This window comes from Streptomyces sp. NPDC051677, assembly GCF_044453465.1.
Taxonomy (GTDB): domain Bacteria; phylum Actinomycetota; class Actinomycetes; order Streptomycetales; family Streptomycetaceae; genus Streptomyces.
On the sequence record NZ_JBITCT010000012.1, the window covers coordinates 20,402 to 33,589 of the forward strand.

At 72.6% G+C, this 13,188-nt stretch carries 13 protein-coding genes; 7 read left to right on the forward strand and 6 right to left on the reverse strand.

Annotated features, from left to right (window positions below; all coding sequences use genetic code 11):
* Window positions 1–88: 88 nt before the first annotated feature.
* The 4 genes from ACIBAF_RS16090 (at window position 89) to ACIBAF_RS16105 (ending at window position 4,228) form a co-directional block, all read left to right on the forward strand.
* On the forward strand, window positions 89–880 hold the full coding sequence (locus ACIBAF_RS16090; RefSeq protein WP_399464029.1) for an AraC family transcriptional regulator: 792 nt from the start codon (window positions 89–91) through the stop codon (window positions 878–880).
* A gap of 84 nt (window positions 881–964) precedes the next feature.
* On the forward strand, window positions 965–1,363 hold the full coding sequence (locus ACIBAF_RS16095) for a hypothetical protein (RefSeq protein ID WP_399463835.1): 399 nt from the start codon (window positions 965–967) through the stop codon (window positions 1,361–1,363).
* A complete protein-coding gene (locus ACIBAF_RS16100) occupies window positions 1,360–1,827 on the forward strand; it encodes a peroxiredoxin (protein WP_399463836.1) in 468 nt (155 codons plus the stop codon). Before ACIBAF_RS16095 ends, ACIBAF_RS16100 begins: the two co-directional genes overlap by 4 nt.
* 58 nt (window positions 1,828–1,885) lie before the next feature.
* The gene (locus ACIBAF_RS16105) at window positions 1,886–4,228 is read left to right on the forward strand and encodes a SpoIIE family protein phosphatase (RefSeq protein WP_399463837.1); all 2,343 of its coding nucleotides are present in this window, start codon (window positions 1,886–1,888) and stop codon (window positions 4,226–4,228) included.
* On the opposite strand, the gene ACIBAF_RS16110 is transcribed toward ACIBAF_RS16105, so the two are convergent.
* Complete coding sequence (locus ACIBAF_RS16110; protein WP_399463838.1) at window positions 4,152–4,859, reverse strand: DedA family protein; 708 nt, start codon at window positions 4,857–4,859, stop codon at window positions 4,152–4,154. The genes ACIBAF_RS16105 and ACIBAF_RS16110 overlap by 77 nt on opposite strands.
* The gene (locus tag ACIBAF_RS16115; RefSeq protein ID WP_399463839.1) at window positions 4,856–5,587 is read right to left on the reverse strand and encodes a class I SAM-dependent methyltransferase; all 732 of its coding nucleotides are present in this window, start codon (window positions 5,585–5,587) and stop codon (window positions 4,856–4,858) included. The genes ACIBAF_RS16110 and ACIBAF_RS16115 overlap by 4 nt, the downstream gene beginning before the upstream one ends.
* A gap of 132 nt (window positions 5,588–5,719) precedes the next feature.
* On the opposite strand from ACIBAF_RS16115, the gene ACIBAF_RS16120 reads away from it, so the two are divergent.
* Both ACIBAF_RS16120 and ACIBAF_RS16125 read left to right on the forward strand, forming a co-directional pair.
* Window positions 5,720–6,868, forward strand: a complete 1,149-nt coding sequence (locus ACIBAF_RS16120) for a sensor histidine kinase (protein WP_399463840.1) — start codon at window positions 5,720–5,722, stop codon at window positions 6,866–6,868.
* The gene (locus tag ACIBAF_RS16125; protein ID WP_399463841.1) at window positions 6,865–7,515 is read left to right on the forward strand and encodes a response regulator; all 651 of its coding nucleotides are present in this window, start codon (window positions 6,865–6,867) and stop codon (window positions 7,513–7,515) included. The genes ACIBAF_RS16120 and ACIBAF_RS16125 overlap by 4 nt, the downstream gene beginning before the upstream one ends.
* Window positions 7,516–7,530: 15 nt before the next feature.
* On the opposite strand, the gene ACIBAF_RS16130 is transcribed toward ACIBAF_RS16125, so the two are convergent.
* The 4 genes from ACIBAF_RS16130 to ACIBAF_RS16145 form a co-directional block, all read right to left on the reverse strand.
* Window positions 7,531–8,361 (reverse strand): aldo/keto reductase, encoded by an 831-nt coding sequence (locus tag ACIBAF_RS16130; protein ID WP_399463842.1) that lies wholly within the window; start codon window positions 8,359–8,361, stop codon window positions 7,531–7,533.
* 82 nt (window positions 8,362–8,443) lie between these two features.
* Window positions 8,444–9,472, reverse strand: coding sequence for an LLM class flavin-dependent oxidoreductase (locus tag ACIBAF_RS16135; RefSeq protein ID WP_399463843.1), 1,029 nt, complete (start codon window positions 9,470–9,472; stop codon window positions 8,444–8,446).
* 67 nt (window positions 9,473–9,539) lie between these two features.
* Window positions 9,540–11,045 (reverse strand): metallophosphoesterase family protein, encoded by a 1,506-nt coding sequence (locus ACIBAF_RS16140; protein WP_399463844.1) that lies wholly within the window; start codon window positions 11,043–11,045, stop codon window positions 9,540–9,542.
* Between the two features lie 139 nt (window positions 11,046–11,184).
* Window positions 11,185–12,012 (reverse strand): MHYT domain-containing protein, encoded by an 828-nt coding sequence (locus ACIBAF_RS16145; RefSeq protein WP_399463845.1) that lies wholly within the window; start codon window positions 12,010–12,012, stop codon window positions 11,185–11,187.
* 221 nt (window positions 12,013–12,233) lie between these two features.
* Between ACIBAF_RS16145 and ACIBAF_RS16150 the strand changes: the two genes are divergently transcribed.
* Window positions 12,234–12,941, forward strand: a complete 708-nt coding sequence (locus ACIBAF_RS16150) for a dTMP kinase (RefSeq protein ID WP_399463846.1) — start codon at window positions 12,234–12,236, stop codon at window positions 12,939–12,941.
* Window positions 12,942–13,188: the final 247 nt, after the last annotated feature.

Genomic DNA, 13,188 nt, shown 5'->3' on the forward strand with positions numbered 1-13,188 from the left:
GGGTGAGGGCTCGGTTTTTCGGCACGCTGCGATCGTCGTGGCCAGGGCGTCTGTCGCGCTTCCGATAATCTGCCGTCTTGTGCCGAACATCCGCCATATCCGTCACACCCCGAAGGCGCCCACCCGCGCCCAGCCGCTGGCCGCCGGCGAGCGCATCGACGCGCACCGCCACGACGACCACCAGATCGTCTACGCGGGCTCCGGCGTCCTGGCCGTCACCACCGACGCCGGCACCTGGTTCGCCCCCGGCACCCGCGCCCTGTGGGTGCCCGCCGGAACCGCGCACGCGCACCGGGCCTACGGCCACCTCGACCTGCACCTGGTCGGCCTGTCCGCCGACGACAACCCGCTCGGCCTGGACGCCCCGACCGTCCTCGCCGTCAGCCCGCTCCTGCGCGAGCTGATCCTCGCCTACACCCGCGCCCCCGACGACACGAGCCCCGAACGCGCCCGGCTGCTCGCCGTCCTGCGCGACCAGCTCCGCGCCTCCCCGCAGCAGCCGATGCGGCTGCCCACCCCGGTCGACCCCCGGCTCGCCGCGGTCTGCGCACTCGTCCACGCGAACCCCGCCGACCAGCGCACCCTGGCCGCCCTCGGCGCCGCGACCGGCACCGGCGAACGCACCCTCAGCCGCCTCTTCCGGCACGAGTTCGGCATGACCTTCCCTCAATGGCGCACCCAGTCCCGCCTGTACCACGCGCTGCGCCTGCTGGCCGACGACACACCCGTCACCACGGTCGCCCACCGCTGCGGCTGGTCCTCCGCCAGCGCGTTCATCGACGTGTTCCGCAGGGCGTACGGGTACACCCCGGGCCGGCATCAGCGGAGCGCCCGGCGCACCCCCGCGGCCGACAACAGCACCGCGCCGCCCGCGAGTTGAGGGGTGCCCCGACAGCACACCCCGCCTCCGGCCGCCCCTCCACCCTCCAGTAATCTCGGGCGCGAGGTCATCAGAGGAGGAACCGTGCCCCGGTCCGAACGCTCACCCCTGCTGCTGGCGGGACTGCTGGCCGGCATGGGCGTAGCCCACTTCGCCGTGCCGCGCCCGTTCGACGCGATCGTCCCGCGCGCGCTGCCCGGCTCGCCCAGGACCTGGACGTACGCCAGCGGCGTCGCCGAACTGGCGCTGGCGGCGGGCGTGGCCCTGCCCCGGACCCGGAGGACGGCCGCGCTGGCGACGGCGGCGTTCTTCGTCGGCGTCTTCCCCGCCAACGTCAAGATGGCGTGGGACTGGCGTCACCGCCCCACCCCGCTCAAGGCCGCCGCCGTCGGCCGCCTGCCCCTGCAGGCGCCCCTCGTGCTGTGGGCCCGCAGCGTCGCCGACCGCACCGACATCGCGAACACCCTGGAGGGACGGGCATGACCAAGGCTCTGGAGACCGGCGACCTCGTCGAGGACTTCGCCCTGCCGGACGAGACCGGCGCGGTGCGCACCCTGACGGACCTGCTCGCCGAGGGGCCGGTGGTCCTCTTCTTCTACCCCGCCGCCATGACCCCGGGCTGCACCGCCGAGGCCTGCCACTTCCGTGACCTGGCCGCCGAGTTCGCCGCCGTCGGCGCCCGCCCCGTCGGCATCAGCGGGGACTCCGTCGACCGTCAGCAGGAGTTCGCCGGCAAGCACACGCTCGGCATGCCGCTGCTGTCCGACGCCGACGGAGCGGTGCGGGAACGATTCGGCGTGAAGCGCGGCTTCTCCCTGGCCCCCACCAAGCGGGTCACCTTCGTCATCGGGCAGGACCGCACCGTCCTGGAGGTCGTGCGCAGCGAACTGCGCATGAACACCCACGCCGACCGCGCCCTGGACGTGCTGCGCGCCCACCGCGCCTGACGGCGGGGGCGGACCGTCGCGGTTGATGCGGCGGGACAAAGGGACCATTCTGGACGGCATGGAGCATGTCGTCGCTGCGGCGGTCATCGATGCTCGCGGCATCGTGACGGGCTGGAGCGAGGGTGCCCGTCTGCTGACGGGCCATGCGGCCGAAGAGGCCGTGGGGCGGGCGGTGACCGATCTGCTCGCCGAGGAGCTTCCGCGGGCTCCGGCACGGGCGTGGACCCGGCCCGTGGTGGTACACCACCACGACGGCCGGCCCGTCACCCTGACCGTGACCGCCTGCCCGGTGCTGGGCCCCGACGGGGAGCCCGTCGGCTGGACCCTCACCGCCGAACGGCCCTCGTCCCCGGAACCGACCCTCGCGGGGCGGGCCTTCCAGCAGGCGTCCATGTCGATGTCCGTCTTCGACCCCCACCAGCACTATCTGCGTCTGAACGAGGTCGCCTGCAAGGTCATGGGCGTCTCCGAGGACGTCCTGCTAGGCCGCCACTTCCCGGACACCGTCCAGGAGGCCGAGCACAGCCGCGGCTTCAACTGGCACCTGCGCCATGTCGCCGAGACCGGCCGCCCGATCCGCTACGAGAGCTGGACCGGCGCCCCCTCCCTCAACCGGGAGCACGCCTGGACCACCGAGATGTGGCCTGTGCGGGAACCGTCGGGCGAGGTGGTCGGCGTCGCCCTGGCCGCCTTCGACAGCACCGAGCAGTACCTGGCCCGCCAGCGGCTGGCCCTGCTGAACGAGGCCGCGGCCTCGATCGGCACCACTCTCGACGTGGTGCGCACCACCGAGGAGGTGGTCGATCTCCTCGTTCCCCGGTTCGCCGACTTCGTCAGCGTCGACCTGCTCGACTGGGTCCTTGGCGCCGACGAGCCGCCGCCCGTCCCGGACGGCGAGGTCGTGCTGCGCCGGGTCGCCCACGGTTCCGCCCACGAGGGCACCCCCGAGGCGGCGGTCCGCCTCGGCGAGACCGACGTCCATCCGCCCTTCAGCCCGCCCGCGCGCGCCCTGCGGGAGGGGCGCGCGGTGCGTCTGCAGGCGGGTGAGCCCGATTTCATGCGGTGGCTCGCCGAACGCAACGCGCGCGCCCCCGAGGGACGCCGCCACCGGACCGGCGTGCACTCGGTGATCTCGGTGCCTCTGCGAGCCCGCGGCACCATCCTCGGCGTCCTGGTCGGCGTGCGTATCGCCCATGTCGACGACTACGAGGCCGACGACGCCGTATTCGCCGAGGAACTCGCCAGCCGGGCCGCCGTCTGCATCGACAACGCCCGCCGCTTCGCCCGCGAACGCACCACCGCACTCGCCCTCCAGCACAGCCTGCTGCCCCGGGGCCTGCCCGGCCAGGCGGCCGTCGAGGTGGCCCACCGCTATCTGCCCAGCGGCTCCACCGCGGGGATCGGCGGCGACTGGTTCGACGTCATCCCGCTCTCCGGCAGCAGGGTCGCCCTCGTCGTCGGGGACGTCGTCGGGCACGGCATCCCCTCCTCTGCGACCATGGGACGGCTCTGCATGGCCGTGCGCACCCTCGCCGACGTGGACCTGCCGCCCGACGAGCTCCTCACCCACCTCGACGACCTCGTCACCCATCTGGCGGCCTACGACGAGGGCGGCGACCAGGTCGCCGAACTGGGCGCCACCTGCCTCTACGCCGTCTACGACCCCGTCAGCCGCCGGCTCACCCTCGCCGCCGCCGGCCACCCCGCACCGGCCCTCGTCCTGCCCGACGGCGCCGCACGCCTCATCGACATGACCCCCGGGCCCCCGCTCGGCGTCGGCGGACTGCCCTTCGAGGCCGTCGAGCTGGAGCTGCCCGAGGGGTCCGTCGTCGCCCTGTACACGGACGGCCTGATCGAGGACCGCGACCGGGACGTCGACCGCGCCACCGGCGAACTGTGCAGCGCCCTGACCGCACCCGCCGCCACCCTGGACGCCCTCTGCGACACGGTGCTCAAGGCCGTCCTGCCGGAGGAGCCGAGCGACGACGTCGCCCTGCTGCTCGCCCGCACCCGCGCCCTCGGCGCGGATCAGGTCGCCACCTGGGACGTCACCCCGGACCCCGCCCATGTGGCCGCCACCCGGCAGGCCGCCACCGAGCAACTGGCCGCATGGGGCCTCGAAGAGACCGCGTTCGTCACCGAACTCGTCGTCAGCGAACTCGTCACCAACGCCATCCGCTACGGCGCGGCCCCCATCCAGCTCCGTCTGATCCGCGACCGCACCCTCATCTGCGAGGTCTCCGACGGCAGTTCCACCTCCCCCCACCTGCGCCGCGCCCACGCCTTCGACGAGGGCGGACGCGGCCTGCTGCTCGTCGCGCAGCTCACTCAGCGCTGGGGCAGCCGGCAGACGGGCCGGGGCAAGACGATCTGGGCGGAGCAGACGCTGGAGCCCGAGTGAGCGGCACGGGTGGCCGGGCAGCAGCAGCGCGGCGTGCCCGGAGCACGGAGCGACGCCGCAGGAGCGCCGCCCCGACGGCCGACAGGACGACCAGGGCCACGGCGGGGCCGCCCAGGGTGAGGATCCGCTGAAGAGGGGCCGCCGCGGCGTAGCCGACGCCGACTTCGGCCGCCGCCCACAGACAGGCGGCGGCGACGCTGTAAGGGGCGATGCGGCGGTAGGGCAGCCGGGTGGCGCCCGCGAAATGGGGGGCGAGCGTGCGGACCACGGGCAGGAAACGAGCCAGGAAGACGGCCCGGCCGCCGTGGCGCGTCATCAGCGTCTCGGCCCGCTGCCAGGCGGCGCCGGGGATGCGCCTGCCGACGCGGCCCCCGCGCAGTCGATCACCGAGGAGCGCGCCCGTGCGGTGGGCGAGGAAGTCGCCCGCCACCACGGCGCCGGCCGCGACGGCGACGACGAGGGGAAGGCCGATGTGGCCGGCGCGGGCCAGTGCGCCCGCGGTCAGCAGCAGGGTGAGCGTCGGCACGAAGGCGCCGACCAGGAGGATCGACTCGGCCAGCACGGCCAGGGCCACCACCGCGCAGGCGGCGGTGGGAGGGAGGCGGCCGAGGAGGTCGGACAGCGCGTTCACCGGCGTGTTCCGTCCGCCGCCTGCTGCGGGCTGTGCGGGGCGGCAGGAGGGCGGGGGCGTCGCAGGTGCCAGACGTGGGCCGGCGGCAGGTTGGCCCAGACGGTCCAGCGGCCGACGGCGTAGCGGCGCTGGTAGTCGGCCATGACCTCGTCCACGGCGGCGTGCCGTAGTGCTTCCGCGCGTGATGCCGTCAGGCGCCGGGCTCTGCGGGTGCCGAGGTAGGCGAAGTAGGTCAGGGTGCCGCCGGGGTGCAGCAGTTCCAGGTAGCGGGCCATGACGCGCTCGACCTGCGCGGGGGTGAAGTTGGTCAGCGGCAGCCCGGAGACGATCACGTCGTAGCGCTGGTCGGTGTCGAGGTCCTCGACGTACGTCTGGTGCACGTTCACCTGCGCGTGCCGGCCGGCCAGGTTCGGGTGTCCGGCGACGAGACCGCGCAGCCGCGTGGCGAAGCGCCGGTTGGCCTCGACGATGTCCAGGCGGCTTCCGCGGGGCAGGTGGGGTATCAGCGTGCGGGTGACCGCGCCGGTGCCGGCGCCGGCCTCCAGGACCGCCAGCGGGCCGGGTGCCTGGACCCGCACGGGTTCGGTCAGGGCACGGGCCAGGGGCCTGCCGCTGGGGGCCACGGCGCCGGTGGTGCGCAGATCGCGGGCCGCTTCGATCAGGAACATCCAGCCTTCGGCGTGGCGCTGAGCCAGGACACGGGCGTGAGAGGTCGTCCAGTCGTTCATGATTTCGACGCTAGAAACCGGCGTCCGGCATCGGATCATCCGTTGTGCGCTCGCCTGTCCCTACGAAAGTAGGGGGCGCGGCGAGCAGATCGTCGGATGAAGCGGCACCGGGATCTGCCTAGCATTGCCGGGGTGAGCGGGAGAGAAGGCCGGACCTGGGCTGCCTACGGGCGCGTGACCCTGGTGGCCGTGTGCGTGGCGGCCGCCCCGCTGAACGTGACGTCGGTCGAGGACGGCCGTCACCAGGTCCCCGTGACGGTCGCCGCCGTGCTGTGCGGAGCGGCTCTGGTCGTGCCCCGGTGGCGATGGCCGGCCGCGCCGCTGCTGGTCACCGTCGCCACCGCGTGGTGGGGATGGCCGCTGCTGCCGCTGCTGGGGATCGCCCTGTTCGACCTGGCGGTGGTCCTCAGGGCGCGGCTGGCGGTGGGATGCGCCCTCGCCGCCCTGGGCGCCAACCTGCTCAGCTACCCCGACACCCAGCTGTGGACGGCACAGACCTATGCGTCGGCTCTGCTGGTGCCGCTGCTGGCCGTGATCGTCGGCCTCTGGCTGGGCAACAGGCGACGCCTGATGGAGGCGCTGGCCTCGGACGTCGAGCATCTGCGGGTCGAGGCGGAGCTGCGCGAAGAGGCGGCCCGTGCCGCGGAGCGGTCCCGTATCTCCACGGAGATGCACGATGTGCTGGCCCACCGGCTGAGCCTGATCGCCCTGCACACCGGTGTTCTCGCCACCAGGAGCGACACCCTGCCCGCTCCGGTCGTCGAACGCCTGGGCCTGCTGCGCACCGCGTCCGTCGAAGCCCTGGCCGACCTGCGGGACGTGCTCGGCGCCCTGCGCGACCCCGACGTCACGCCGTCGGGGTCCGCGCTCACGCCCGCCGTGAGGGACGTGCGGGAACTGGTCGACGAGGCCCGTGCCGCCGGGCAGCGCATCGAGCTGACCACGGACGGCTCTCCCGGGCAGGCTCCCACCACCCACCGGCTGGCGGTGTACCGCATCGTCCAGGAAGCGCTGACCAACGCCCGCAAGCACGCCGAGGGGGTCGAAGTGACCGTACGCGTCGACTACCGGCCGCCGGCCACCCTCGTCGAGGTCACCAATCCTTCCGGCACGCCCCGCGCGGACACCGTCGGCTCCGGCTACGGGCTGATCGGTCTGCGGGAACGCGTCACCGCGCTCGGCGGTGAGGTGACCGCCGGCCCGGCCGGGGCGGGCGCCTGGCGACTGGCCGCCCGCATCCAACATCCCACCGGCAACGCAGAGAACGGCGCCCGCACATGATCCGCACCATGATCGTCGACGACGACGCACTGGTCCGCCTCGGCCTGGCCGACCTCCTCGACGGCGATCCGGACATCGAGGTGGCCGCCCAGGCCGCCGACGGCCTCCAGGCCGTCGAGCAGGCCACCGCGCACCGCATCGACGTCGCCCTCGTCGACGTGCGCATGCCCCGCATGGACGGCATCACCGCCACCACCCGGCTGCGAGCCCTGCCCCACCCGCCGAAGGTGGTCACCCTGACCACGTTCGACCTCGACGAGTACGTCTACGACGCCCTCGCCGCCGGAGCCGACGGGTTCCTGCTCAAGGACACCGACCCGGCCGAGATCCTGCGCGCCGTCCATCTGGTGGCCGCCGGCTCGGCGATGCTCCACCCCACCGCGGCCCGGCGCCTCATCGACCGCTACCACGCGACCGACCAGCCCCGGGCCGCGGCGGCCCAGGCCCGGCTGGACCGGCTCACCCCCCGTGAACGCGACGTGCTCGCCCTCCTCGCCCGGGGCGACACCAACGCCGACATCGCCGCCCGTCTCACCATGCGGGAGAGCACCGTCAAGGCCCACGTCAGCCGCATCCTGGCCGCGCTGGAAGTCACCAACCGGGTCCAGGCCGCCCTGCAGGCCCGCGACGCCGGGCTCACCGGCTGACCGGCCCGCCGACGCTCAGAACTCCTCGTGCACCTCGGGGTCCCCGCCCAGGCGCTCGGGCACCCGGTTCGCGATCGCCGCCATCTGCGCCGGGCCGAGTTCGAAGCCGAAGACGTCGAGGTTGGCGCGCTGCCGTTCGGGGCTCGCCGACTTCGGGATGGGAACCGCGCCGAGCTGGAGGTGCCAGCGCAGCACGACCTGGCCGGGAGTCACGCCCAGCGCCTCGGCGACGGAGACGACGGACGGGTCGTCCAGGAGCGCCGAGCCGCGCCCCAGCGGGCTCCAGCTCTCCGTGCGGACGCCTTTGGCCTCGTGGAAGGCGCGCAGAGCGTCCTGCGGGAAGAGCGGGTGCAGCTCGATCTGGTTGACGGACGGCAGCACGCCCGTCTCCTTCTCCAGCCGTTCGATGTGCTCGGCGGTGAAGTTGGAGACGCCGATCGAGCGGACCAGGCCCTCCTCACGCAGCTTGATCATGGCCCGCCAGGAGTCGACGAACTTGTCGACCCGGGGCAGCGGCCAGTGGATGAGATACAGGTCCACGTACTCGAGACCGAGCCGCTGCCGGGACTCCTCGAAGGAGGCGAGGGTCTCCTCGTAGCCGTGATGACGGCCGGGCAGTTTCGTGGTCACCACGATCTCCTCGCGCGCCACCCCGCCCCGGGCCACCCCGCGGCCGACCCCGCTCTCGTTGCGGTAGTTCGTCGCCGTGTCGAGCAGCCGGTAGCCCAGGCCGAGCGCCCCGGCCACCGCCTCCGCCGCCTGAGCGTCGTCCATCGGCCAGGTGCCCAGGCCCAGGGCCGGGAGCTTCGTGCCGTCGTTGAGCGTGTGCTCCGGGATGTTGATCACGGTGGGACCTTCCCTCGACAGTGTCGTCCCTCCAGCCTCAGGGACAGGGGGCGGATCGATCAACCGGAGCGCCCGCAGCCGGTCAGTTCCCCGGGCGCCAGCCCAGCGCCGGACCCAGTTTCGTCGCCATGTCGGTCAGGATCTGGACGTAGTCCTCGTGCTCGAAGGTGAACGGCAGCGCGAAGGCGACCTCGTCGATCTCACGGAACGCGGCGTGCGCGTGCAGGCGTTCGGCGAGCTCGTCCGAGGCGCCCACCAGGTCCGGGGCGAACAGCAGCCGGGCCGGGCCCTGCGGGGAGGTCGTACGGGGCAGCCGCTTGGCCACGAACTCCTCGTACTTCGCGCACTGTTCGGGCGAGGCGGAGTCGGTGGGGATGACCACCAGGCCCTGGGAGACACGGGCGGATTCGCCGTCGGGGTGGGCGGCGCGGAAGGCGCGGATGTGGGAGAGCTGGATCTCGGCGAAGTCCCGTGTGTCGTCCGGGCCTTCGGTCTTGACGACGCTGCTGGTGAGGAAGTTCATGCCGTGTGCCCCGGCCCACTCGGCCGAGTTCAGGCTGCCCCCGCCGTACCAGAGGCGGCGGCCGAGGCCGGGGGAGTGCGGCTGCACCCGGTCGGAGAACACCTCGAAGCCCTCGACCCCGCTGAAGTCGGTGGCGGACTTGCCGCGCACGAAGTCCAGCAGCCGCCGCACCCGTTCGTAGCCGAAGTCCTCCGCGCCGGACGTGTCCGGGTACAGGGCCTCCTTGACCTGGTCGTAGTGCATCGGCGGGCCGACGCTCACCCCCGGGTTGAGCCGGCCCCCGGACAGGATGTCGACCGTCGCCAGGTCCTCCGCGAGACGCAGCGGGTTCTCCCAGCCCAGCGGGATGACCGCGGTGCCGAGCTCGATCCGGCGGGTGCGCTGCGAGGCCGCCGCGAGCACGGCCACGGGGGAGGAGATGCCGTACTGCAGGTGGCGGTGGCGCACCCAGGCGCTGTCGAAGCCGAGCCGTTCGCCCAGCTCGATGATCTCCAGGGTGGTCTCGTGACCCCGGCCGGGGTCGTCCCCGTCGAACAGTCCGATGGTGAGGAAGCCCAGCTTGCGCAAGGGGCGTGAGGTCGGCGACACGGACTCCTCCAGCGGTCGTACGTCAGTTCTGCCCCGATTCTGTCAGGCGAACATTGCGGGCGGGTGATCAGACCAGCGGGATGGTGACCTCGTCCTCGACCGGCGGGTTCAGCTCCTGTGCGAGATTGCCGGTGGCCGCGTAGCAGCGCAGCCGGACCGACTCCGGTGTGACGTCCAGCCGCAGGAAGCACTTGAAGAACGGCGGGCTGTACGTCGCCGAGCTCGGCGAGAACAACTGGGTGTAGATCTTGCGCACGGGCAGCCGGAACTGTTTGCGGCGGTCCGGGCGGCTCCCGGTGCCCAGCAGGCCGGCGATCAGCCGGATCCGCCGCGTCACCCGGACCTGCGGGCCCGGCGTCCGGGTCGGCCCGATGCCCAGCCGCTCGGCGACGACCGCCTGGCCCTCGGCCTCGGTGAGGGCGAAGAAGCGGCGCAGCCGCAGCCGGCGCCCGTAGAGCCGGCTGTAGAAGGCGAGGGAGTCGCCGCGCAGCGGATAGCAGCGGAAGTCCTGCTCGGTGACGCCGGCGACGGACACCCGAGGGATGGTGTGCGTGGCGTGCATGAAGGCGCCTCCGCCGCCCGAGACCACGTACTGCAGGGTCCGGCCGTCCGCCAGACGCACCGGATAGCGCTGGTAGTTGTGGATGTCGCCGCCTATCGCCGCGACGTAGCGGTGCTCGGGCGCGCTGACGATGTCGTCGACGGTGCCGCCGCCCTCGATGGGGCAGGGGTGGTGCTCGCCGTCGACGTACAGGGGCGAGCCGGTGATGAGGATCTTCGGCTGCGGGCCCCGGGACACCTCGCGCAGCCACGCGCCCTGTTCGGCGTCGAGGACGCCCAGCAGTCCGGTGTCGATCCCTATGATCCGCACCGGTCCGGCGTCGATCGCCCAGTACGGCCCCGGCTGCACGGCCTGTTGGACCGGCGCCGACCTCAACTCGCGTGCCTCGGCGAGACGTTGACCGTCGTTTTGGTGCGGGCGGTGCCACAGCAGGGAGCGCAGCCAGGCCCGGCTGAGGGGGCGCGGCGCGGACTCGGCGGGCAGGGGCGGGGCGTCGCCGCAGAAGACCCGCATGAACGCGCCGAGGTCCTCGTACCAGTCGTGGTTGCCCGGTATCGCGTAGACGGGGGCGCGGTAGTCACGGTACGGGCGGAAGAACTTGGTGTCGTAGTCGTCGGCGCTGCCGACCGGGTAGATGACGTCACTGGCGACCACGGCGAACGACGTGCCCTGACTGACCCTCAGGAAGCCCGGTACGACGGCGTACTGGGGGTCGTCGCCTTCGCCCGTGTCGCCGATGACCATGAAGGAGAAGGCGTCCGGGTCCTGACGCCGGATCACCTTGTCGGCGGGGGCGCCGGCCGCAGCGCGCTGCGCCACCAGGCGGCCGCGGGTGCGGCCCGTCGGGTCGCCGAACCAGGAGGCCAGCACACCGTTGCGGGCGGCCCACAGCGTCCGGGGATTCAGCCAGGAGATCTTCTCGACCCGGCCCGGCATGAGCTGCTGGTAGGCGCCGCGTTCGGCGTCGCCCCAGCCTGCGCCTTCGGCGGTATCGCGTGAGGAGTCAGACACCGCTGCACCGTAGCAATGATCGAGCACACGGCCGCGGGCGGGTGCGGCCTCGCGTCCCTGCGGGCGCACCCGACTTACTCCATGCGCATCTCGTACCCGGGCACGGCGCCGCGCGACCGACTCGGCCTGCGCGAACCCCTCACCCGTCGCTCCACGACCGACTGGGGGCAGGACGGCTGACCGCCTCCTGCGCGGCACCGGCCCGGCCCGCCCGGGCGGGCCGGTTCCACTCGCCGTCGCCGAGCACGAGCAGCGGGTCGAACATCACCACCACCCCGGCCAGCAACAGGAAGACGACCGGGCCGATCAGCATCGGCAGCAGCAGCGAGGTCGGGCTGTCGCCCGCCCACGACGACGTCGCGCCGTGCACATGGACGCTGACCGCGGCCATCGCCGTGTAGTGCATCCCGGACACGGCGACGCCCATGACCAGGCTGGCGCCCAGGCTCGGCAGGAACCCGCGGATCGTGACGGCCGCCCACAGGGCCGCCGTCGCGGCGACCACCGCGATCAGCACGGACAGCGCCACGGTGAGCGGGGCGTAGTCGATGTCCCCGTTGAGCTGCAGCGCCGCCATGCCCAGGTAGTGCATGGCGGCGACCCCGAGACCGGTGACGACGCCCGCGAAGGACAGGGACCCGAGGCCGGCGCCCCGGTAGCCCACGATGAACACGCCGACGCCGACCACCGCGATCGCCACGGCGAGGCTGAGCACCGTCAGACCGACTTGGTAGCCGATCCGGGTCTCCTCCACCTGGAATCCGATCATGGCGATGAAGTGCATCGTCCAGATGCCGCAGCCGATCGAAGCGGCCCCCAGCGCCAGCCAACCCGGCTTCCACGAATCGTTGTTGAGCAGCGTCCGCACGATGCAGCGCAGCCCCAGAGCTCCTCCTAAGCAGGCCATCACATAGGCCGCGACCGGGGTCACCACCCCGTACCGGAACCCGTCGATCGTTCCGTCCATCGCCAACTCCCCCCAGAGTGACGGCTGTTTACCACAGAAGGTCTACGTGTAAGCGAGTGGTGAATGCAAGCGATTCCTGTGATCTGCGTGCCTCGGCATGCGAAACACATGCGCACATATGCGGAAAGAATATTTCACCATGCGATATCCGGCTGTTACGGTCGACGTTCGCCGGCCGGCCTCCAGCGATCCACTTCGGCTCAGGGGGTGCAGCACCACCCATGACCGCCCACGACAAGATCACGCCACCCCGCCCGCTCGAGCTCGCCCGGCGACACGCCCCGGACGGCGGCGGACACCGGCCCTTCGTCGTCCTGCTCGGGCCCGACTACGCGGGCAAGTCGACGGTGTTGGCGCAGCTGGCCGAGGCGATGACCCGCTGGCGGTTCCTCTCCGTCGACGACGCCCACCTCGCCCCGGAGCACGCCCTGATCGGCCGACTGCGCAGAGAGGTCGTCAAGGACGTCGCGCCCCACGCGGACGCCTGGTCCCCGGAGTTCTTCGCCACGCTGTTGCAGACCGCGGTCGTCCATCTGCGCGACCGGCTGCTGGACGACGACGGCGTGGGGCGCCCGGCCGTGGTCGACTCCTACTACTACAAGCTCCTGGCCAAGTGCCGGCTCGCCGGGGTGCCCGAGGACCCGTTGCTGGCGTGGTGGCGCACCTTCCCCCAGCCCAGCCGGGTGATCTACTTCGATGTGACGCCGGAGACGACCTGGCGGCGCAGCCGCCGCGGAGCCGACCTCAACCTGCTCGAGTACTACGGCGAACGGCCCGAATGGGACGGCTTCTGCCGCTATCAGACCGACCTCGACAAGGCCCTGCGGGACGAGATCCAGGGACTGCCCGTGACGGTGGTCGAGGAACAAGCCCGCCCGGAGCACGTCGCGGCGGCCGTCCGCCAGGTGCTCGCCCACGAGTTCGGCTGAGCCCTGCTGAGGTTCCCGAGCCCGGCCCGCCCCTTCCCCGGACAGTGACCGTACAGCTCACGCACAGACGGGCCGGGCGCGCGGGCCGCGATCGCCTCCGGCACCGAGGGATAACCCTTGAAGCGCCCCTGTCGGGCTGACATGCCACTGACAAGCCTGTCATTCTCCCACCCAACTGCCGCACGCCAGCGGCACATCACCACCCATTCCTCTCGGTCCCGCACAGCTCAGCTCGTCCCGGACAGCA

What these genes read in the sequence shown, in the direction of transcription:
- ACIBAF_RS16100 (WP_399463836.1), top strand. Translation starts at nt 1,360, where the DNA reads ATGACCAAGGCTCTGGAGACCGGCGACCTCGTCGAGGACTTCGCCCTG.
- ACIBAF_RS16105 (WP_399463837.1), top strand. Translation starts at nt 1,886, where the DNA reads ATGGAGCATGTCGTCGCTGCGGCGGTCATCGATGCTCGCGGCATCGTG.
- ACIBAF_RS16115 (WP_399463839.1), bottom strand. Translation starts at nt 5,587, where the DNA reads ATGAACGACTGGACGACCTCTCACGCCCGTGTCCTGGCTCAGCGCCAC.
- ACIBAF_RS16125 (WP_399463841.1), top strand. Translation starts at nt 6,865, where the DNA reads ATGATCCGCACCATGATCGTCGACGACGACGCACTGGTCCGCCTCGGC.
- ACIBAF_RS16145 (WP_399463845.1), bottom strand. Translation starts at nt 12,012, where the DNA reads ATGGACGGAACGATCGACGGGTTCCGGTACGGGGTGGTGACCCCGGTC.
- ACIBAF_RS16150 (WP_399463846.1), top strand. Translation starts at nt 12,234, where the DNA reads ATGACCGCCCACGACAAGATCACGCCACCCCGCCCGCTCGAGCTCGCC.